Genomic DNA, 20,085 nt, shown 5'->3' with positions numbered 1-20,085 from the left:
ACGGCGTGGGCACGTGCTCCGGGAGCATCCCGGCGTGCTGACGGCGTGCCAGAACTCCCCCGGTCAGTGGCGCCCCGGTCGTCGTGGGCCGCGGATGAGCTGCTGCGCGGCGAGGTGGCCCGAGCCGCCGCCGAGGCCGGGGCCGGGGTGGGTGGAGGCGCCGATGTGCCACAGCCCGGGGACGGGTGTGGCGTGCCGGGGCGCGCCGGGCAGCGGTCGCCACAGGAGGCTCTGGTCGAGTTCGGCCGAGCCCCCGTAGGGGTCGCCGGCCACCGCGTTGGGGTTGTGCCCGCACAGGTCGGCTGGGGTGACGGCGTCCCAGGCGAGCACCTTGCCGGGCAGGTCGGGGGCGTGGCGGGCCACCCGGGCCAGGACCCGGTCGACGTAGCCCTCGGTCAGTGCCTCCGTCCAGCCGCCGCCGACGTCGAGTTCGCCGGCCGCGTCGCCGACGGGCGCGAAGGGCAGTTCCTGGAGCTGGATCCACAGTGACGCGGCGCCTTCCGGCACGCGGGACGGGTCGAGGACGTACTGCTGGCCGACGACCACCGTGGGCCGGCGCGGCAGCAGGCCCGCCTCGGCCTCCGCGCAGGCGATCCCGGTGCTCGCCGATCCGTCGCTCAGGTGGAACAGCGGGATGCCGGCCAGCCGGTCGTCGTTCCAGCCGGGCGGGGCGGAGAGGGCGACATGGAGCTGCATCGCGGCGCGGCCGTAGCGGTAGCGCCGGGCCTGGTCGCGGACCACGGTGGGCACCGGGGCGTCCTGCGGCAGCAGTTCCCCGTACAGCGCGGTCGGGGTCACCGAGGCGAGGACGGCACGGCGGGCGTAAATGTGCTCACCGCCGCCGGCGACCCCGGTGACCCTGCCGTCGGTGAGGAGCAGCCGCTCCACCGGGTACCCGGTGCGGACGTCCACGTGGAGTTCCCCGAGCAGCGTCTCGAAGGCGCGGACGAAGTTGCCGGCGCCGCCCGCCACGACGGGCACTCCGTAGCCGTGGAGCGAGGCCGCGAGCACGGGCAGCAGCAGGCCGCCCCCGGCGTGGTCCGGGGACAGCCCCGCGTGCAGCAGCCAGGGCACCCACAGCAGGTCCGCCTCGTCGCCCCGGAACGCGCCGCGGCAGTAGGAGCGTCCGCTGGTGACGGCGGACCGGAGCCAGGCCTCGGTACCGGTGAACCGTTCGCGGCGCACCAGCTTCGCGATGTGCCGCAGCGTCCTTGGGGAGCGGGGCTCGCCGCTCAGCATGCCGCCGATGGCGTCGGCGTTGTCGAGGAAGCGCCCCAGCATGGCCAGGTAGGCGGCCCTGTCCTCGGCCTCGCCGAACGCCTCCGCCGTGATGGCCGCGTCGCGGTGCACGAGGAGCACGCGGCCGTCGTCGGTGACGGTGCCGGTGACGAAGCCGTCGCCGTTGCGGTACTCCAGGCCGTGTCGGTGCAGGTCCTCGCCGAGGACGGCGTAGGCCCCTCCGGACACGAACAGCGGGTACCAGGAGGAGTAGGTGTCGTGCAGGTAGCCGGGCAGGGTGCGTTCCTCGGTGGCGATGAAGCCGCCCAGCCGGTCGCCCTGTTCCAGCAGGGCCACCGACCAGCCGTCCTTGGCCAGTTCGGTGGCGGCGACCAGGCCGTTCACACCGGAACCGACGACGACGGCGTCGACCGTGCGTGCCATCAGTGCTCCTCGGGTGCGTCACTCCGGGAGGCCGCACCACGGGAACCGGCCGGGGCGACGTCCCCGTGCGTCCATGGTCCAGCGTGCGCGCGGGGCGCGGCACCCGCACGTCGGGCGAGCCACGCCCGGCCGCCACCGGTCCGGTCCCGACGCGGGTGGCCGCCCCAGGGGCGCCGCTTCGTGGGGCGCGACCAGGTGCTTCGGCCGACGTGTCGCACCGACGCACCCAGGCCGTCCACGCCCTTGCTGTCGACGGCCGGCGTGCCCGATGCTCATATCCCCAGAACCACATCGGTCGCCCCCGGCAGCCGTGGCCCGGTCCCGCGAACCGCCCCCCCTCCGGCGGCGGGCATCGGCGCGACCCGCCACGGCGTGCGGGGGTGGACCGGTCGTCAAAGGGGGGGTTCGATGCGGACTGAGCGGGTGATCCCGGTGTTCCAGCCGTTGGCGCCCGGTGATCCGGCCACCGTCGCGGGGTACCGGATCGCCGCCCGCCTCGGTGAGGGGGGCATGGGGACGGTGTACCTGTCGTACACACCCGGCGGGCGCCCCGTCGCCATCAAGGTGATCCGGCCGGACCTGGCCGGGGACCCCGAGTTCCGCCGCAGGTTCCGACTGGAGGTTCACGCCGCCCAGCAGGTGCAGGGCCTCTACACCGCCCCGGTCATCGACAGCGACACCGATGGGGACCGCCCCTGGCTCGCCACGGCGTATGTGGCCGGGCCCTCCCTCCAGGCGGCCGTCGGCCGGCACGGGCCGTTCCCGGTGCCTGCCGTGGCGCTGACCGTCGCCGGGATCGCCGAGGCGCTGCAGGCGATCCACAGCGTCGGCATCGTGCACCGCGACCTCAAACCGTCCAACGTGCTGCTGGCCGCCGACGGACCGCGGGTCATCGACTTCGGGATCGCCCGGGCCGCCGACGCGACCTCGCTCACCCGCAGCGGCGTCATCGTCGGCACCCCCGCCTTCATGACCCCCGAGCAGGCCTCCGGCGCCCCGTGCCTGCCCCCCACCGACGTCTTCGCCCTCGGCCAGGTCGCCGTCTACGCCGCCACCGGCCGGCCCGCCTTCGGCGAGGGCACCCCGCACGCCGCCCTCTACCGCATCGTCCACGCGGAGCCCGACCTGTCCGGCGTACCCGATGAGCTCGCCGAACTGGCCCGGCTGTGCCTGAAGAAGGATCCGGCCGCCCGCCCCACCCCCGCCGAGGTCATCGACATCTGCCGTCGGATCTCACCGCGGACGGAATTGCGCCGCCCCGAGGGCTGGCTCCCGCCGGCCGTCGCCGCCGACATCGGCCGCCACACCACCATGCCCGCTCCGCCCGCCCCACCGCGCTCCCCCGGCTCGGCCCAGCGCCGCAGACCAGGCTTCGCCGTGGCCGTCATCGCGGGTCTGGCGGCGGCGTGCGTCGGCGCGCTCCTTCTGTACGGCAGAACCATCGACGGGGCGGGCGAACCGGGCGGGTCCGGATCGCCGGACCGCGGCTCCGTGTCGCAGACCGCTCCGAGCGGCGGCGACGAGAAGGCCGCACCGGCGGCGGACCCGCCGTCCACGTCCTACAAGGGCGTCGACCTGGCCGACGGCTACACCATCTCCCTCTCCGACCTGCCGCCCAAGCCGTACCACCCCAGGGTCGGCCCGTACTACGAAGGGGACTTCGGCTACACCTGGGGCGCGCGGGGCTGGGGCTTCGCCACCCCCGAAGGCAACACCCTGGTGCTGCTCACCAGCCGTCAGACCGGGTCTCTGGCCACGTGCCGCTCCGCGACCCGGTACTCCCAGGAGATCTCGCGGAAGAACGCGGTCGGGGGCAGCCGGATCTGCGTGGTCACCGACGCCGGTCACATCGCGCTCGTCACGGTACGGGACTACTCCCCTGAGGGTGCCGACAACGACTACGCCACGGTCGACCTGACGGTCTGGCAGAACGCGGAGACGCCCGGCGAGGAATGAACCGCCGCACGCGCCCGCCGGTTCTCAGGCCGGCGCGGGCAGCGGTCCCCCGGCACGGCGCCTGCGGGCCCGGCCGGGGACCGTCCACTCGTACACCGGCCCCACGACCAGCCAGGCGACCGTCCAGGGCGCGCGCACGCAGGCCAGGAGCCCGCGCGGCCACGGGTGCCGGGGGGGGTGGGCGCTCCGGTCCTTGCGGTGTGCGCCGTGGAGCCGTGCCGGATCGTCCGTGCTCATGGGGATCACCTCGTCGTGGCGGGGCCGTCGTCCTGTCTGCTCTCTCGCCACCAGCAGACAGGTGGCGGAAGGCGCTGTCATGCCCCGAGATCACGGGGCTTGAACGGCCGCCTGGGATGTGCAGGGCGCCGCCCCGGCCGGTGGCACGCCGGGCGCCGGCGTTTGCGTCTCCCGAAGGCACGATGATCTACTTGCTTGGCGCAGCAAATAGCTTGCGGACGCGGCGTGCTGCCGCCGCAGGAACCGCTGCGAAGCCGGGGGCCGCCTCGTCCGGCGGCCCGGACGGCCAGGAACCACGACGAACGGACACAGATGAAGAGAACACTGACCCGGCCCGGCACCCGTCGCGGGGTCGCACTCGGTGCCGCCGCCCTGACGGGCATGGTGACGCTGCTGGGCTTCGGAGCAGGGACCGCCGGCGCGTCGCCGGCCGGCCACGGGGGCGGTGGACGGGACTACGTCGCGCTCGGCGACTCCTACGCGTCCGGCCCGCTGATCCCCGACCAGGTGGACCCGACGTGCCTGCGGTCGAGCCACAACTACCCCTCGCTCGTCGCGGCGCGCGAGAGCGCCCGCCTCACCGACGTCAGCTGCTCGGGGGCGACCACCGCGGAGATGACCGCGCCCCAGGGCACCGCACCGGCGCAGCTCGCCGCCCTCAAGCGCGGCACTGACCTGGTCACGCTCAGCATCGGCGGCAACGACATCGGCTTCAGCAGCGTCATCGCCACCTGCGCCGGCCTGACGTCCGCCGAGCCCACCGGAGCCCCCTGCCGGGCCCACTTCACCGCGGGTGGCCACGACCAGCTCGCGGAGCGCGTCGCGCAGACCGCGCCCAAGGTCGCCACCGTCATCCGCGACATCCACCGGCGCGCGCCCCACGCCCGCGTCGTGGTGGCCGGGTACCCGGACCTGTTCCCTGACGACGGATCGGCCTGCACCAGCGCCACGGTGCCCTTCGCGGCCGGTGACTTCTCCTACCTGCGCGACACGGAGAAGGCCCTGAACGCCATGCTGGCCACCCAGGCCCGCAAGGCGGGCGCGCGCTACGCCGACACCTACACCCCGACCATCGGGCACGACATGTCCGCGCCGACGGGCACGCGCTGGATCGAGTCCCTCGCCCCCGCGACCCCGGCGGCACCGGCGCACCCCAACGCCCAGGGCGAGGCGGCCATGGCCGGCGCCGTGCACCGGGTCGTCACCCGTCATCACCGCTGACCCCGTACGGTGACCGAGGACCCGCCTCCCCTCGAGAAGGCGGGTCCTGGCCGTATGACGTGCGGTCAGGCCGCCCGCATGTCCCGGTAGGTCTCCAGGACGCGCAGCCAGACCTCGCTGATCGTCGGGAAGGCGGGGACGGCGTGCCACAGCCGGTCCACCGGGATCTCACCGGCGACGGCGACGGTCGCCGAGTAGAGCAGCTCCTGCACTCCCGGGCCGACGAAGGTGACGCCGACGACCATGCCACGGTCCGGGTCGATCAGGACCCGGGCCTTGCCCCGGTAGTCCTCGGCGTACTGCGCGGCTCCGGCGAGGCGCCCGATGTCGTAGTCCACGACGTCCACCCGGCGCCCCGCGGCCTCCGCCTCCCGGGTCGTCAGGCCGACGGAGGCGACCTCCGGGTCGGTGAACACCACCTGCGGCACGGCGTCGTTGTCGGCGGTCGCGACGTGCGCGCCCCACCTGCGGTCGTCCACGGGCTCGCCCTTGGCCCGTGCTCCGATCACCGCTCCCGCGATGCGGGCCTGGTACTTCCCCTGGTGCGTCATCAGGGCGCGGTGGTTGACGTCGCCCGCCGCGTACAGCCAGCCGTCGGCGACGGCCGTCACCCGGAAGGTGTCGTCCACGGCCAGCCAGTCGCCGGGGGCCAGGCCGACCGTCTCCAGGCCGATGTCCGCGGTGCGGGGGGCGCGTCCGGTCGCGAAGAGGATCTCGTCGGCGACCAGCGTCCCGCCGTCCGCGAGCGTGACGCGGACGGGACCGCCCGGGCCGTCCTCACGCGCCACGGCGGTCACGGAGGCGCCGAACCGTACGTCCACACCGGCCTCGCGCAGGGCGTCGGCGACCATCTCCCCGGCGAACGGCTCCATGCGGGCGAGCAGTCCGCCGCTCCCCCGGACCAGCACGGTGACCTCGGAACCGAGCGCCCGCCACGCGGTGGCCATCTCGACGGCGACGACGCCGCCCCCGACCACCACCAGACGGCCCGGTACCTCGTGGGCGCTCGTCGCCTCGCGGTTGGTCCACGGACGCACCTCGGCGAGCCCCGGCAGATCCGGGAGCAGCGTCGTGGTCCCGGTGGCGACGACGACGGCGTGCCGCGCGGCCAGGCGGACCGTCCCGCCGTCCGGTGTGTCCACCACGACCTGCCGCGGCCCGTCCAGACGGCCGTGGCCGCGCACCAGGTCGACGGAGACGGAGTCCAGCCACTCGACCTGGCCGTCGTCCTTCCAGTGGGAGGAGAGCCGGTCGCGGTGGGCGAGGACCGCGGCCACGTCCAGCGGTCCCTCGACCGCGTCCCTCAGGCCGGGTATGCGGCGGGCGTCGGCCCGTGCCGTCACGGGCCGCAGCAGCGCCTTGCTCGGTTCGCACGCCCAGTACGAGCACTCGCCGCCGAGCAGTTCGCCCTCCACCAGCACCGTGGCCAGTCCGGCGGCGCTCGTCCGGTCGGCGACGTTCTCGCCGACCGGTCCGCCGCCGATGACGACGACGTCGTACTCCCGGGTTTCGTCGGTCTTCATAACTCGCTTCCAAAGGGGGCCGGAGGGGACCCGGTCACGGGCCCGCGGTGCCGCGGAGGGGGGATCCGCGGCACCGCGGGAGTTCGGGGGTCGGGGTTCGGGGAAGGTCGGGAGGTCGTCGAGGAGGGTGGGCGGGGTCAGCGACCCGGCAGACGCTCCGTGACCTCCTGGAGCGCCCAGCCGTTGCCGTCCGGGTCCGCGAAGGTCGCGAAGGAGCCGTAGCTGGCACGCGCCGGGTGCGGGCCCGCGACCCGGGCGGTCTCGCCGGCGTGGTGGAAGACGCCGCCCGCGTCGTGGAACACCTCGCTGATGTCGACGCCACGTGCCGCCAGTTCGGCGCGGGCCGCCACGATGTCCTCGACGATCAGGTGGAGGCCCTGCACGGAGCCCGGTGCGGCCGTGGTGACGCCGTCGCCGAAGAGGATCGAGGCCCCGGATCCCTCCGGGGTGAAGTGGACGACGCGGAAGCCGTCGTCGCCGACGTAGTCGACGTCCAGCCGGAAGCCCAGCGCCGCGTAGAAGTCCTTGGCCCGGTCCACATCGGACACGGGCAGCACCACAACCTCGAGCTTCAGGTCCATCGGGTTCTCCCAGTTCTGTAATCGTCACCGCTTTGACTGGTGACGAGCATGGCTCAGCACTCCGTAACCTGTCAAGGCGGTGACGGATGCACGTCCCCCACGGACACCGGCCCGGCACCCTCAGGATATACTTGACCCGTCAAGCACTTGGCAGTCTGCCCGTGGCGCGTCCACGCCCTCGTCGACATCCGTGAGGAAGACCGAGATGACCACACCGGCTGTGACAACCCCGCGGCAGGAACCCCCGGCGGAACCCGACACCCGGCGGTGGTGGGCCCTGGGCGTGATCGCGCTGGCGCAGCTCATGGTCGTCCTCGACGCCACGATCGTGAGCATCGCCCTGCCGTCGGCCCAGCACGACCTCGGGCTCACCGACGGCAGCCGGCAGTGGGTCGTGACCGCCTACACGCTCGCCTTCGGCGGACTGCTGCTCCTCGGCGGACGCATCGCGGACCTCGTGGGCCGCAAGCACGCCTTCACCGCCGGCCTCGTCGGCTTCGCCACCGCCTCCGCGCTCGGCGGCGCCGCCACGGGCCCCGCCATGCTGTTCGCGGCCCGCGCCCTGCAGGGAGGCTTCGCCGCGCTGCTCGCCCCCTCGGCGCTGTCCCTGCTGGCCACGACCTTCACCGACGGCAAGGAACGCGCGAAGGCGTTCGGCATCTTCGGCGCCCTCTCCGGCGCCGGGGGCGGGCTGGCCTGCTCCTCGGCGGCGTCCTGACCCAGTACCTGGACTGGCGCTGGTGCCTGTACGTCAACGTGGCGATCGCCGCCGTCGCCGTGGCCGGCGCGGTCGCCTTCCTCCAGGACCGCGCCGGGCACCGCGCGGTGCGGCTCGACGTCCCCGGGGCCGTCCTCGGCAGCGGCGGTCTGGTCACCGTGGTGTACGCGCTCAGCAGGGCCGAGTCCGACGGCTGGGGGTCGGGCACGGTGGCCGGCCTGCTCGTCGCGGGCACGGCGCTCCTCGCCGGGTTCACCTGGTGGCAGTCCCGCACCGCCCACCCCCTGCTGCCGCTGCGCATCATCGCGACGCGGGCCCACGGCGGCCCGGTCCTGACCCTGGGACTGGCGATGACGGGCCTGTTCGCGGTGTTCCTCCTGCTCACGTACTACCTGCAGGACATCCTCGGCTACTCGGCGCTCAAGAGCGGCTTCGCCTTCCTGCCGATGTCCGCCGCGATCGTCCTCACCTCCACCCAGGTCTCCGCCCGCCTGCTGCCCCGCGTGGCGCCGCGGACGATGATCGTGCCGGGACTAACCGTCGCCGCGGCCGGCATGTTCACCTTCACCACCCTCGGCACGCACTCGGCCTACGCCACCCACGTCCTGCCGGGCGCCGCGCTGCTCGGGTCCGGCATGGGCCTGGTCTTCATGCCCATCATGGCCACGGCGACCGCCGGGGTCGCCCCGGGGGACGCGGGCACGGCCTCCGCGGCGGTGAACACCGCGCAGCAGGTGGGCGGTTCCCTGGGCACCGCCCTGCTCAACACCCTCGCCACCACCTCAACCGGCCACTACGTCGCGGCGCGGCTCGCCGCGCACGGCGGGGACCGGGTGACCGCCGCACAGCGGCACGCCATCACCGACGCCGGCGTCGTCCACGGCTTCACCACCGCCTTCGGGTGGGCCGGCGGTCTCACGCTCACCGGCGCCCTGGTCGCCGCCCTGCTCGTGAACGTCCCCTCGCCGCGCCGCCGCGGGGGCGTGCTCGCGTCCAAGGCTCGGGCGGCGGCGTAGCCGTACGGACGGGCCGGGTATCCTCCGCGGCGTGACCGAGATGATCAGCCATGCCGCGGTGGACGCCCTGCAGGGGGCCATGGAGCGGTTGACGGACCTCCTGCCCGGCGCCTTCACGCGGCGCGGCCCGAAGGGCGGGCGGCTGGTGTGCACCGGCCTGCCGGTCGCCCTCCTGAACACGGTGTCCGCGGGTCACGAACGGGACCTGCGCGAGACGGAGGCGCTCGCCGAGGAGCTGTCGGCGACGGGTCTGCCCTGGAGCATCCAGGTCCGCGGCGAGGCCGGCCCGGAACTGACCGCGCTGGCGGCCCGGTTCGGCCGTACGGGCGCCACCACGCTCCCCCTGCTGGCGTGGGACGCCGCGTCGCTCGCCGAACTGCCCGCCGCGCCGCCCGGGGGCGGTACGGTGCACAAGCTCACCGGTACCGAGGCCGGGCGGTACTCCGCCGCGCTCGCGGCGGGGTTCGGCATGCCCGGGGAGGTCGCGGACGCGTTCGCGCTCCCGGCGCTGCTCGACGCCCCCGGCATGACCGCGTTCACCCTCGACGTGGACGGCGAGGCCGTCGCGACCGGGTTCAACGTCCTGACCGGCGACCACGTGGGGATGTTCAACGGTTCGGTACCGCCGCGGCACCGGGGCAACGGTCACTACCGCGCCCTGGTGACGGCCCGGCTCCACGACGCCGTCGCGTCGGGGGCCCGCCACGCGTTCACGCAGAACTCCCCCATGTCCCGGCCCCTGTACGAGTCCCTGGGCTTCCGGCTGGTGGAGACCTGGACGTACCTCACCCCCGCGGGCTGACCCCTCGGCCGGTGCCCAAGGGCGTCGCCGCAGCTCACAGGGCCGGCGGTGGCGGATGTTCACCTTGCACATCCCGGATGACCACCCGTTTATCGGCACGGCGACACCGACGGCACATCAACTGAACGGCGACCACCACCCCAACAGGGAAAGAAGTCAGCAAGTGCCGTTCCCCCTCCAGCCCGCCGTCCCGAGCCCGCGTTCCGCGGCACGACGCGGTGCCGCCGTGCTCGCCCTGGCCACCGCGCTCAGCATCGGCGCCGGGATGATGACGACCGCCCAGGCGTTCGCGCCCGAACAGCTCGTGTCGGCGCCCACGGGCGCGACGAAGCCGGGCGGCTCCGGCCACGGACTCGTCCCGAGCACCCCCGGCGAGTCGATCGTCACCCGTGAGACCCGCACGCCGATCGCGCCCGGGCTGAACCTGACCCGCTTCGACCGTTTCGAGGCCGACGGCTGGGTCCGGGGGCAGGTGCTCGTCGCGGACCTCGCCGAGGACCGGCTCAGCGTGGACCACATATCCTCCGGCACGGTCACCGGGAAGTCCCGGGTGACCGAGCAGGCCCGGCACACCGGCGCCGTCGCCGCCGTCAACGGCGACTACTTCGACATGAACGACACCGAGGCCCCGGTCGGCGCGGCGGTGTCGCGCAAGGACGGCCTGGTCAACTCGCCCACCGAGGGCCGCAACCAGACCGTCGCCATCGGCGCGGACGGTCTCGGCCGGCTCGCCCAGGTGTTCCTGGAGGGCGACGTCACGGTCGGCGGGACGGAGCACCTGAAGCTGTCCGGGGTCAACTCCCCCGTCCTGGCGGCCGGCGGGATCGGGCTCTTCACCGACCAGTGGGGGGTCTCCCCGCGCACCAAGCCGGTCGGCGGTGCGGACCGGGTCACCGAGGTCCGGCTGCGCGACGGCAAGGTCACCGAGGTGTACTCGTCCGTCAGCAGCGGCCCGATCCCCGCGGGCACCAGCGTGCTGCTCGGCCGGGAGGCGGGCGCCGACGCGCTCGCCGGGCTCGCGCCGGGCGACGCCGTCACCGTCGCCTACAAGCCGCGCGCCGACTTCGGCGACGTGGCGGTCGCGGTGGGCGGCGGCCAGGTCCTCGTCGCGGACGGCACGGTCAAGCACTACACGGACGGCGACACCGTCACCGCCACCTCCCGTACCAGCGTCGGCTTCTCCGCCGACGGCCGCACCATGTACCTGGTCGCCATCGACGGCAAGCAGACCGACAGCCGCGGCATGGACCTCAACGAGCTCGGCGCCTTCATGAAGGCCCTCGGCGCCCGGAACGCCCTGAACATGGACGGCGGCGGTTCCACCACCATGGCCGCCCGGCTGCCGGGCGAGAGCACGACGGGCCTGGTCAACAGCCCGTCGGACGGTCCGGAGCGGCAGGTCGCCAACGGTCTGGGCCTGTTCGCCGCGCCCGGGTCGGGCGCGGTCCGCGGCTTCCGCGTACAGCCCGCGCTCACCGCGGACGGCTCGGAGAAGGTCTTCCCCGGGCTGCACCGCACCGTGCGGGCGCTCGCCCACGACGAGACGTACGCGCCGGTGCCGGCCGGACGGACGCGGTGGCAGGGCGACGGCAGGGTGAGCGTCCGCTCCGGGCGCGACGGCTCCGCCGTCGTCACCGGCAAGCGCTCGGGCACCGCCCGGGTGGAGGCCTCCTCCGGTCACCGCGCCACGGGTTCGACGGAGCTGACCGTGCTCGCCCCCGCGGTGCGGATCGCCCCGGGCAGCAGCCTGGTGGCCCTCGACGGCCTGGACGACACCGCCCGGCTGACCGTCACCGGTTACGACGCGCTCGGCGACTCCGCCCCGATCGACGCGTCCGACGTCGAGGTCACCGGCGGCGACGGGATCGTCTCGGTGCTGCCCGCGGACGACGCGACCTTCACCGTGCGCGGCCTGACCGACGGCGCGTCCACCACCTTGCACCTGACGGTCGGGAAGCTGACCACCGACGTCGCCGTCACGGTGGGCCTCGCCGAGAAGTCGTTCACGGACCTGTCGGACGCGGCCTCCTGGACCTCCGCGAACGACCGGGCTCCCGGCGGCTCCGTCACACCGGCCGCGGGCCACGACGGCGCCCCCGGCCTGAAGCTGACGTACGACTTCACCCGGTCGACGGCCACCCGCGGCCAGTACGCCGTGCCGCCGCAGCAGATCCAGCTGCCCGGCCAGCCGCAGGCCGTCACCATGTGGATCAACGGCGACGGCAACGGCGAGTGGCCGCGCCTGCAGTACCGCACGGCCGCCGGTGTGACCGCCAACCTGGACGGCCCCACCATCACCTGGACCGGCTGGCGCAAGGTCGAGTTCCCCGTGCCCGTGGGCACCCCCTACCCGCTGACGTTCCAGCGGGTCCGGCTGCTGGAGACCAGCGCCGCCCGCTCCTACACCGGCGAGGTCACCGTCAGCGACCTGCGGGTCAAGGTCGCCCCCGACGTGGAGCTGCCGGTGCGGCCGAAGGTCGAGGACCCGGTCGTCGTGACCAACGGCACCGTCGACGGCCGTCCGCTGCGCGTGGCCGTCATGTCCGACGCCCAGTTCGTCGCCCGTGACCCCGGCAGCCCGCTGGTCGCCGCGGCCCGCCGGACCCTGGAGGAGATCGCAGCGGCCAAGCCCGATCTGCTGGTCATCAACGGCGACCTCGTCGACGAGGGCTCCCCGGCCGACTTCGCGCTCGCCCGCACGCTGCTCGACGAGTTCGACGCCCGTACCAAGGGCACCGTCCCGTGGCACTACGTCCCGGGCAACCACGAGGTGATGGGCCCCGGGAACACCTCCAACTTCAAGGCCGCCTTCGGTGACACGACGTCGGTCTTCGACGTCGAGGGCACCCGCTTCATCACCCTGGACTCCTCCAGCGGCACCCTGCGCGGCGGCGGCTTCGCCCAGCTCCAGCTGCTGCACGACCAGCTCCGCGACGCGGCCGCCGACCGTTCCGTCAGCGGTGTCGTGGTCTTCGAGCACCACCCGACCGAGGACCCGCTGCCGGACAAGGCCAGCCAGCTCGGCGACCGCAAGGAGGCCGCCCTGGTCGAGCAGTGGCTCGCCGACTTCCGGGCCGAGGGCCACAAGTCCGCCGCGTTCGTCGCCGGCCACGTCGGCGCCTTCTCCGCGACGCGGGTCGACGGCGTCCCGTACCTGGTGAACGGCAACTCCGGCAAGAATCCGGCGAGCACGCCCGACAACGGCGGCTTCACCGGCTGGACGATGCTGGGCATCGACCCGCGCCACGGCCGGGTCACCGACCCCTTCGACGTCCCCTCCGGTGACTCCGGGACCTGGCTGCGCGCCGAGGTGCACGCCCGCACCGACGCGGTGGACATGGTCGCCCCCGCCACGCTCACCGTCGGCGGCGTGGGCCACGCCTCGGCGACGGTCACCCAGGACGGCACCCGTACCGTCCCGGTGGCCTGGCCGGTCGGCGCCGCATGGTCCGGCAGCCGCGTCGACGTGGCGGGCGGCGACGGGGACGGCGAAGGACACGGGCACCACGACGGGGCGCCCGTCATCGCCTACGACCCGGCCACCTCGACGGTCAAGGGGCTGCGTACCGGCACCGCGGTGCTCCGCGTGACCGTCAACGGCGTGACCACCGAGCGGACGATCACGGTACATCGCGGCTGAGCGCCGGCACCCGGCCCTTCCGGGCGCGTCCCGTACCGGGGAGCGCCGCCCGGAAGGGCCGTGCCGTGTCCGGCGGTGGTACGGGCTGAGCCGATCGGCGGAGCTGTCGCGTGGGCGGGCCTGCCGCCGGGACGGCGCGGGCAGGCATGGAGCCGGAGGTGCGTGGTCCATGCCCAGCGGTGACGTGCTGTTCCTCGTCGACGAGGACGGCCGGGTGGTCGAGTGGGGCGGTCCGGCCGAGGAGTTGTTCGGGTGCGCCGCCGAGGAGGCCGTCGGCCGGTCCCTGGGCGCGCTCCTGCACGGGATCACCGCGGACGCCGGACGTCCGCGCGCCGGGTTCCCCGGCGGCGTCGCGGTACGGGTCGAGCCGGTGCTGCGCGGCACCTCGGTGCTGTGGCGGGTGCGCGCGGCGGTGGACACGGCGCTGTCGGAGCAGGACGTGGCGATCCTGAAGGCCGTCTTCACCGACGCCCCCATGGAACTGCTCGTCCTCGACCGGCAGTTGCGCGTGATCCGGATGAGCGCCGGCGTGACCGCGGCGGGTGGCGCGCGGGCGGTGAGCGCGCTGGGCCGGCACTTCACCGAGGTGTACGACCTCGACGGCCCCGAGGCGGAGGCCGGCGTGGCGCGGCAGGTCCTGGGCAGCGGGGAACCGGTCCTGAACCGGCTCGTCCACGGCCCCGGGTCGCCGGGCCGGCGCGGGTGCCGCATCCGCTCCGTCTGCTTCTTCCGCCTGGAGGACTCCCGGGGCGACGCGCTCGGGCTGGTGGCGTCCGCGGTCGACGTCACCGACCGGGAGAGGGCGCGGGGCCGGCTGGACCTCCTGGAACAGGTCCGCGCACAGGTGGGGCACGTCCCCAACGTGGGACTCGTCTCCCGGGAACTGGTGGACGCGGTCGTGCCCGCCTTCGCCGACACGGCCGTCGTCGAGATGGTCGACGAGGTCGTCCGCGGGGAGGAACCGCCGAAGGTGCCGGTGCACCAGGACGTTCCCCTGCGGCGGGCCGCGTTCCGGGGCCGCCTGTCGGCGTACCCGGTCGGCGAGGTGCGTCCCCTGCCGCCCGGGACCCCGTTCATGGACGTCCTGTCCGACGCCAGGGCCCGCCTGGTGCCGATCGACGAGCACGCCGCGTGGCTGGCCACCGACCCGGCACGGACGGACGCCATCCTGGGAGCCGGCGCCCACTCCTTGATCGTGGCCCCGCTGACGCTGCGCGGCCAGGCCCTGGGCGTGGTCAGCTTCTACCGCGAACAGGACCGGGAGCCCTTCGACGAGGACGACCTGGCGGTGGCCTCCGCCGTGTGCGCGCACGCCGCCCTCTGCATCGAGAACGCCCGGCAGTACATGCGCGAGTGGATCATCGCCTCGACCCTCCAGCGCCGGTTGCTCCCCGGGCAGCCCGCAGGACGCCCCACCGTGGAGGTCGCCCGGCTGCACCAGCCCGGTGTGGAGGGCGGCGGGGCCTGGTCCGACGCGATCCCGCTGCCCGGCGCGCGGACCGCGCTGGTCGTCGGGGACGTGGCCGGGCGGGGGATCGTCGCGGCCATCACGATGGGGCTGGTCCGGACGGCCCTGCACACCCTCGCCGCCTTGGACCTGCCCCCGGACGAGCTGCTGGCCCGGCTGAGCGAGACCGCCGCCCGTCTCGCCGCCGCATCGGCCGCGCTGCCGCAGCTGGACTTCGAACCGATCGACATCGGCTGCGCCATCGCCGTGTGCGACCCGGTGGAACTCACCTGCACCGTCGCCCGGGCAGGCCTGCCGGAGCCGGTCATCGTCCTCCCGGACGGCACCTCGGCCACCCTGGCCGTCCCCGCGGGTCCCCTGCTCAGCGGCCAGGACAACGCCCCTTTCCCCGCGACCACCGTCGGCCTCCCCGTGGGGAGCACCCTGGCGATGGCGACGACCTCGTTCGCGGAGCGGGTCCTGGCGCCGTCCGCGCCGCTGCGGCCGCTGCTGGACGGCGCGGGCTCCCGGCCCCTGCCGGAGGTGCGCGACGCCATCGGGTCCGCGTCCACCGGCACGGACGCGGGCGAAGAATCGGTGCTGCTGCTCGCCCGTACGCGGGCGCTGCCCGCGGACCGGGTGCTGACCTGCGCGCTGCCGCCCGGCGCCGAGGCCGCACCCATCGCCCGCGCGGCGGCCCGCCGTCAGCTGGCGGCCTGGGGCGTGGCGGAGGAGACGGCGTTCACCACCGAGCTCATCGTCAGCGAGTTCGTCGGCAACGCGGTGCGTTACGGCACTCCACCCCTGCGCCTGCGCCTGGTCCTCGAGCAGATGCTGACCTGCGAGGTCAGCGACACCGGCCCCGGCGCCCCGCACGTGAAGCACGCGCGCACCGTCGACGAGAACGGCCGGGGGCTGTTCATCATCGCGGGCCTCGCCGACCAGTGGGGCGTCCGCTACCGGGCCCAAGGCAAGACGGTGTGGGCCCAGCAGCCGGTCGGAACACCCACGGACGGCCGCTGAGTCCGGCGGACCCCCGTCACCCCTGCCCGGGCCGCTCCCCCGAGGGCGAGGGCTCCGTGGAACGGGTTCCGGCGCTGCCCTGTTCGGTCGCGGTCCAGCTGGCCGGCAGCCGCAGGGCCTCGTGGGAGGGGGAACCCGGCTCCGCGGTGAACCCCATCAGGGTGAGCCCGCCGGCGCCGGCGATCTCCAGAGCCTCGAAGTGCAGTGTGAGGTCACCGACCACGGGATGGCGGAACTCCTTGGTGCCGCGCCGGTGCGCGCGTACGTCGTGGGCCGCCCACCGGGTACGGAACTCCCTGCTGCGGGTGGCCAGTTCCCCGATGAGTCCGGTGACCGCCCGGGAGTAGGGGGCCCTGGCCGCCTCGACGCGCAGCAGCGCCACCACGACGTCGGCCGTGTGCTCCCACGCGGGGAACATCTCGTCGTCGAGGAAGACGAACCGGGCGAGGTTCGGCTGCCCGTGCGCCCGCTCGAAGACGCCGCCGTATAGGGCCCGGCCCAGCGCGTTGGCGCCCAGGAGGTCGAGGTGCCCGTTCTGCACGACCGCCGGCGCGGTGACCATCGCGTCCATGAGCGCCTGGGCGCCCCGGGGTACCTGCGAGCCGGCCGTGCGGCCCCGGGCCGGACCCTGGCCCGCCCGCGTGCCGGCGGCCCGCGCCAGGGCGAACAGGTGCGCCGTCTCCGCCTCGTTCAGGCGCAGGGGCCGGCCGATCGCGTGCAGGACCTCCTCGGAGACACCGGTGGCGTTGCCCCGCTCGATCTGGACGTAGTACTCGGCGCTCACCCCGGCCAGGAGCGCGACCTCCTCGCGCCGCAGTCCGGCCACCCGGCGGCGCCCTCCCGGCGGCAGCCCCACCTGGTCGGGGGTGATCTTCGCGCGGCGGGTCGTCAGGAAGTCCTTGATGTCCTTGGCGATCTCCATGCTTCCCAGGCGAGGCCGGTCGCCCCGGAGCAAGGAGGGGCTGCCGGTACCCCCCATGAACAGGCTCTCCCCCGCCGGCGCCCGGCGACGCAGGGTGGATCCGCGGGCCCGAGCCGACCGGCCGGGACCCGGACCCCCGACGACGACGACAAGGAGCGACCAGTGGACGCCGTCACCTTCCCCAACGGCCCGGTCACCATGGCGGGCCACCTCCACCTTCCGGCGGACTTTGCCCCCCGGGGCCGGTACCCGGCGATCGTCACCGTCCACCCCGGCGGTGGCGTCAAGGAGCAGACCGCGGGTCTGTACGCGAGCAGGATGGCCGAGCAGGGCTTCGTCGCGCTCGCCTTCGACGCCTCCCACCAGGGCGAGAGCGGTGGCGAGCCGCGCCACCTGGAGGACCCGGCCGCCCGCGTCGAGGACGTGCGCGCGGCGGTGGACCACCTCCAGACGCTCGGCTTCGTCGGCCCCGGGCGCATCGGCGTCCTCGGTGTCTGCGCCGGTGGCGGCTACGCCGTCAACGCCTCGATGACCGACCACCGCGTCAAGGCCGTCGCCACGGTCAGCGCGGTGAACATCGGCGCCTCCTACCGCAGGGGCTGGTTCGGCACCGACCCCGACGCGGCCGCGGCGCCGACGCTGGGCGCGGCCGCGGAGCAGCGGACGGCCGAGGCGCAGGGCGCCGAGGTCGCCACCGTCCCCTACGTCCCGTGGGAGACGGACGCGGACACCCCGCGCGACCTGGTCGAGGCGCACGACTACTACCTGACCCCGCGGGCCCAGCACCCGAACGCGCGGAACAGGAAGATCTTCGCCGGGAGCATCTCGCGGATCCTGGCCTTCGACGCCTTCCACCTGGTCGAGGACCTGCTCACCCAGCCGGTGCTCATGGTGGCGGGCGGCGACGCGGGCTCGCTGTGGGCGACCACCGGGCTCCACGCCCGGCTGCGTGGCCCGAAGAGGCTCGTGGTGGTCGAGGGCGGTACCCACATGGACTTCTACGACGTACCGAAGTACGTCGACCGCGCGGTCGCCGAGGCCGTTCCCTTCTTCCGGGAGCACCTGTCCGGCCCCGGAAGGGCGCGGGACTGAGGCCCCTCCGGACGGCGGCGGGGGATGTTCCCCGGATGGGGGGAGGACTTTGTCCCCTTTTCACCGGGCTCCCGCCGTGTCACCGTGAAGTCTCGTCGCCCACCGGCGACGCGACGCATGCCGATGGACCTCAGCAGCCGAGGAGCAGGGAAACCCGCCATGTCCAGCACCGGAGACCGTCACGGGGGGACCGCCGACGTCCGCGGGGACGGCGGCTGCGCGGACCAGGACCGGTGGTTCGTGGGCTTCCGCTTCCGCACGCCCCGGGGCTCCGTCGGCCGGCAGTTCTTCGTCGTCGGCGAGGCGGACGACGCCGAGGACGCGGTGGCGATCGCGCTGGCGCGGGCCTCGCTCCCCCGGTCCCGCGCCGCACGTGAGGACGACGCCGAGATCGACGGTGTCGAGGTGCGCCGCCTGCGGTGGGATCCGCTGGGGTGGGTGTACCTCAGCAACCCCTGCGCCTGACGCGGCGCGGGCACGGGATACGGGTACGGGTCGGCGGCGCCTCCGGCACGACAGGAGGAGGCGCCGCCGAGTGGATGGACGGCGCACCCGTGAACGTCCGTCTCAGCGGGTGCGCCGTCGGCTCGGGGTCAGCCCGCGAGGCCGCGGTTCAGCGCCGCGGTGAGCTTGATGACGCGCTCGGTCTGGATGCGGGCGGCGGTGCGGGTGGTGTCGTTGACGGGGTTGTTGCCCTGGGCGTCCACGTGGGAGGTGCCGTAGGGGTTGCCGTCGACGAACTTGGCGGGGTCGGTGTAACCGGGGGTCACGACGATGCCGCCGAAGTGGTGGATGGAGTTGTACAGGGCGAGGAGGGTCGACTCCTGGCCGCCGTGCGAGGTGGCGGTGGAGACGAAGCCGCTGTAGACCTTGTCGGCCAGCTTGCCCTGCGCCCACAGGCCACCGAGGGTGTCGATGAACTGCTTGAGCTGCGAGGACATGTTGCCGAAGCGGGTGGGGGTGCCGAAGATCACGGCGTCGGCCCACTCGACGTCGGCGGGGGTGGCCACGGGGACGTCGGCGGTGGCGGCGTGGTTGGCGGCCCAGGCGGGGTTGGAGTCGATCGCCGCCTGCGGGGCGAGCTCCGCGGCCTTGAGCAGGCGGACCTCGGCGCCGGCCTTCTCCGCGGTCTCGGCCATCTCCTTCGCGATCTCGGTGATGGTGCCGGTGGAGGAGTAGTAGACGATCGCGAGCTTGATCGACAAGGTGGTTCCTTTCAGGGAGGACCTTCCCCGCGATTCGGGGTTGCGTGGTCCAGGGACACCGCGGCCCGTGAGGGCGGGCCGCGCTTCACTGGTTGAAGAATAAACAACATTGGGGCACCCCTGTCCACCGGCCCCCGTGCGACGAATGTCACGCCGGCCGGTCCCCCATCCCGCGAACGCCCGCCCCGCGAACGCCCGCCATGCTCCGCGCGGTACGGGCGAAGGCGGCGACCTCCGGGCGCCCGGCCTGCCGGGGCCAGGCCAGCGCCAGCGTCGTCGCGGGCAGGTCCGCGACCGCGACCGCGACCACGTCCCGGGTCAGACGGTCCGCGGCGGCCGAGCCGACGACGGTCACCAGCCGGCCCAGCGCCACCCGGTCGACGATCTCGTCGAGACCCACCGGCGGGCACTCCTCCCGGAAGGCGGGATCCTCGCGCAGCTCGGCGGTCGTCACCTCACCGCGGGCGGCGAGCCGGTGCCCACGCGGCAGCAGCGCGACGGGCAGCTCCTCCGCCACGTCGGCCGTCCCGAGGCGGTCAGGTCGTCGCTGCCGACGCACAGCAGCGCGACGTCGGCCGTGCCGTCGCGCAGGGCGCCGACCCGGTCGTAGGTGAAGACGAGCTCCGGGGCGGCGCCCTCGTACGACCTGACCAGCTCCGCCAGCAGGCCCGAACCCGTACCGGGCCGTACCGCCAGGGTGAGCCGGGCCGGTGCGGCCGCCCGCCGGGCGCGCTCCACGGCCCCGTCCAGCTCCCGCAGCAGCCGCCGGCACTCGTCCAGGAAGACCTCCCCCGCGGAGGTGAGCGCGACGCGGCGGCTGGTCCGCTCCAGGAGCCGGACCCCCATGCGGCGCTCCAGGCGCGCGATCGCCCGCGACAGCGGTGGCTGCGCGATGCCCAGACGCTCCGCCGCGCGGCTGAAGTGCAGCTCCTCGGCCACGGCCACGAAGTACTCCAGCTCACGAGTCTCCAGGCGATCCATACCTCCAGAGTATCGCCGCATGTCAGAAGCGTCATGGCTCCCCCGCGCGGCCCCTGGTC

The 20,085-nt window shown here is 74.4% G+C and carries 15 protein-coding genes and 1 pseudogene; 8 read left to right on the top strand and 8 right to left on the bottom strand.

The window, feature by feature from the left end; all coding sequences use genetic code 11:
- Nucleotides 1-63 precede the first annotated feature (63 nt).
- The gene (locus AC1VWI_RS40910; RefSeq protein ID WP_499516122.1) at nt 64-1,662 is read right to left on the bottom strand and encodes a phytoene desaturase family protein; all 1,599 of its coding nucleotides are present in this window, start codon (nt 1,660-1,662) and stop codon (nt 64-66) included.
- A 408-nt stretch (nt 1,663-2,070) separates the two neighbouring features.
- On the opposite strand from AC1VWI_RS40910, the gene AC1VWI_RS40905 reads away from it, so the two are divergent.
- The gene (locus AC1VWI_RS40905; protein ID WP_499516121.1) at nt 2,071-3,618 is read left to right on the top strand and encodes a serine/threonine-protein kinase; all 1,548 of its coding nucleotides are present in this window, start codon (nt 2,071-2,073) and stop codon (nt 3,616-3,618) included.
- 24 nt (nt 3,619-3,642) lie between these two features.
- Here AC1VWI_RS40905 and AC1VWI_RS40900 read toward each other — a convergent pair whose 3' ends face one another.
- Nucleotides 3,643-3,855: a hypothetical protein gene (locus AC1VWI_RS40900; RefSeq protein WP_499516120.1), complete on the bottom strand. Its 213-nt coding sequence runs from the start codon at nt 3,853-3,855 to the stop codon at nt 3,643-3,645.
- Between the two features lie 312 nt (nt 3,856-4,167).
- On the opposite strand from AC1VWI_RS40900, the gene AC1VWI_RS40895 reads away from it, so the two are divergent.
- On the top strand, nt 4,168-5,076 hold the full coding sequence (locus AC1VWI_RS40895) for an SGNH/GDSL hydrolase family protein (protein WP_499516119.1): 909 nt from the start codon (nt 4,168-4,170) through the stop codon (nt 5,074-5,076).
- Nucleotides 5,077-5,141: 65 nt separating this feature from the next.
- Here AC1VWI_RS40895 and AC1VWI_RS40890 read toward each other — a convergent pair whose 3' ends face one another.
- Both AC1VWI_RS40890 and AC1VWI_RS40885 read right to left on the bottom strand, forming a co-directional pair.
- Nucleotides 5,142-6,599 carry a dihydrolipoyl dehydrogenase family protein gene (locus tag AC1VWI_RS40890; RefSeq protein ID WP_499516118.1) on the bottom strand — a complete coding sequence of 486 codons (1,458 nt, stop codon included), beginning with the start codon at nt 6,597-6,599 and terminating at the stop codon, nt 5,142-5,144.
- A gap of 137 nt (nt 6,600-6,736) precedes the next feature.
- The gene (locus tag AC1VWI_RS40885) at nt 6,737-7,180 is read right to left on the bottom strand and encodes a VOC family protein (protein ID WP_499516117.1); all 444 of its coding nucleotides are present in this window, start codon (nt 7,178-7,180) and stop codon (nt 6,737-6,739) included.
- A 205-nt stretch (nt 7,181-7,385) separates the two neighbouring features.
- On the opposite strand from AC1VWI_RS40885, the pseudogene AC1VWI_RS40880 reads away from it, so the two are divergent.
- From AC1VWI_RS40880 to AC1VWI_RS40865, 4 genes and pseudogenes are all read left to right on the top strand, one after another.
- Nucleotides 7,386-8,914, top strand: a pseudogene (locus AC1VWI_RS40880) (MFS transporter).
- Nucleotides 8,915-8,954: 40 nt separating this feature from the next.
- Nucleotides 8,955-9,716, top strand: coding sequence for a GNAT family N-acetyltransferase (locus AC1VWI_RS40875; RefSeq protein WP_499517033.1), 762 nt, complete (start codon nt 8,955-8,957; stop codon nt 9,714-9,716).
- Nucleotides 9,717-9,879: 163 nt separating this feature from the next.
- Nucleotides 9,880-13,356: a phosphodiester glycosidase family protein gene (locus tag AC1VWI_RS40870; RefSeq protein WP_499516116.1), complete on the top strand. Its 3,477-nt coding sequence runs from the start codon at nt 9,880-9,882 to the stop codon at nt 13,354-13,356.
- Nucleotides 13,357-13,525: 169 nt separating this feature from the next.
- The gene (locus tag AC1VWI_RS40865; RefSeq protein ID WP_499516115.1) at nt 13,526-15,826 is read left to right on the top strand and encodes a SpoIIE family protein phosphatase; all 2,301 of its coding nucleotides are present in this window, start codon (nt 13,526-13,528) and stop codon (nt 15,824-15,826) included.
- Between the two features lie 16 nt (nt 15,827-15,842).
- On the opposite strand, the gene AC1VWI_RS40860 is transcribed toward AC1VWI_RS40865, so the two are convergent.
- Nucleotides 15,843-16,748 carry a helix-turn-helix domain-containing protein gene (locus tag AC1VWI_RS40860; protein ID WP_499516114.1) on the bottom strand — a complete coding sequence of 302 codons (906 nt, stop codon included), beginning with the start codon at nt 16,746-16,748 and terminating at the stop codon, nt 15,843-15,845.
- Nucleotides 16,749-16,910: 162 nt separating this feature from the next.
- Here AC1VWI_RS40860 and AC1VWI_RS40855 point away from each other — a divergent pair, with 162 nt between their 5' ends.
- Nucleotides 16,911-17,840, top strand: a complete 930-nt coding sequence (locus tag AC1VWI_RS40855; RefSeq protein WP_499516113.1) for an alpha/beta hydrolase — start codon at nt 16,911-16,913, stop codon at nt 17,838-17,840.
- A gap of 159 nt (nt 17,841-17,999) precedes the next feature.
- Nucleotides 18,000-18,305 (top strand): hypothetical protein, encoded by a 306-nt coding sequence (locus AC1VWI_RS40850; RefSeq protein ID WP_499516112.1) that lies wholly within the window; start codon nt 18,000-18,002, stop codon nt 18,303-18,305.
- A 128-nt stretch (nt 18,306-18,433) separates the two neighbouring features.
- On the opposite strand, the gene wrbA is transcribed toward AC1VWI_RS40850, so the two are convergent.
- The 3 genes from wrbA to AC1VWI_RS40835 form a co-directional block, all read right to left on the bottom strand.
- A complete protein-coding gene (wrbA, locus tag AC1VWI_RS40845; RefSeq protein ID WP_499516111.1) occupies nt 18,434-19,045 on the bottom strand; it encodes an NAD(P)H:quinone oxidoreductase in 612 nt (203 codons plus the stop codon).
- A 148-nt stretch (nt 19,046-19,193) separates the two neighbouring features.
- On the bottom strand, nt 19,194-19,562 hold the full coding sequence (locus AC1VWI_RS40840) for a type 2 periplasmic-binding domain-containing protein (protein WP_499516110.1): 369 nt from the start codon (nt 19,560-19,562) through the stop codon (nt 19,194-19,196).
- Nucleotides 19,496-20,026, bottom strand: coding sequence for a LysR family transcriptional regulator (locus tag AC1VWI_RS40835; protein WP_499516109.1), 531 nt, complete (start codon nt 20,024-20,026; stop codon nt 19,496-19,498). The genes AC1VWI_RS40840 and AC1VWI_RS40835 overlap by 67 nt, the downstream gene beginning before the upstream one ends.
- Nucleotides 20,027-20,085: the final 59 nt, after the last annotated feature.

Source organism: Streptomyces sp. TOM-9 (assembly GCF_056858595.1).
This window is presented reverse-complemented; position numbering and strand designations above follow the sequence as displayed.

What these genes read in the sequence shown, in the direction of transcription:
- AC1VWI_RS40865 (WP_499516115.1), top strand. Translation starts at nt 13,526, where the DNA reads ATGCCCAGCGGTGACGTGCTGTTCCTCGTCGACGAGGACGGCCGGGTG.
- AC1VWI_RS40875 (WP_499517033.1), top strand. Translation starts at nt 8,955, where the DNA reads ATGATCAGCCATGCCGCGGTGGACGCCCTGCAGGGGGCCATGGAGCGG.
- AC1VWI_RS40885 (WP_499516117.1), bottom strand. Translation starts at nt 7,180, where the DNA reads ATGGACCTGAAGCTCGAGGTTGTGGTGCTGCCCGTGTCCGATGTGGAC.
- AC1VWI_RS40905 (WP_499516121.1), top strand. Translation starts at nt 2,071, where the DNA reads ATGCGGACTGAGCGGGTGATCCCGGTGTTCCAGCCGTTGGCGCCCGGT.
- AC1VWI_RS40860 (WP_499516114.1), bottom strand. Translation starts at nt 16,748, where the DNA reads ATGGAGATCGCCAAGGACATCAAGGACTTCCTGACGACCCGCCGCGCG.
- AC1VWI_RS40835 (WP_499516109.1), bottom strand. Translation starts at nt 20,026, where the DNA reads ATGGATCGCCTGGAGACTCGTGAGCTGGAGTACTTCGTGGCCGTGGCC.
- AC1VWI_RS40900 (WP_499516120.1), bottom strand. Translation starts at nt 3,855, where the DNA reads ATGAGCACGGACGATCCGGCACGGCTCCACGGCGCACACCGCAAGGAC.
- AC1VWI_RS40895 (WP_499516119.1), top strand. Translation starts at nt 4,168, where the DNA reads ATGAAGAGAACACTGACCCGGCCCGGCACCCGTCGCGGGGTCGCACTC.
- AC1VWI_RS40910 (WP_499516122.1), bottom strand. Translation starts at nt 1,662, where the DNA reads ATGGCACGCACGGTCGACGCCGTCGTCGTCGGTTCCGGTGTGAACGGC.
- AC1VWI_RS40890 (WP_499516118.1), bottom strand. Translation starts at nt 6,599, where the DNA reads ATGAAGACCGACGAAACCCGGGAGTACGACGTCGTCGTCATCGGCGGC.
- AC1VWI_RS40850 (WP_499516112.1), top strand. Translation starts at nt 18,000, where the DNA reads ATGTCCAGCACCGGAGACCGTCACGGGGGGACCGCCGACGTCCGCGGG.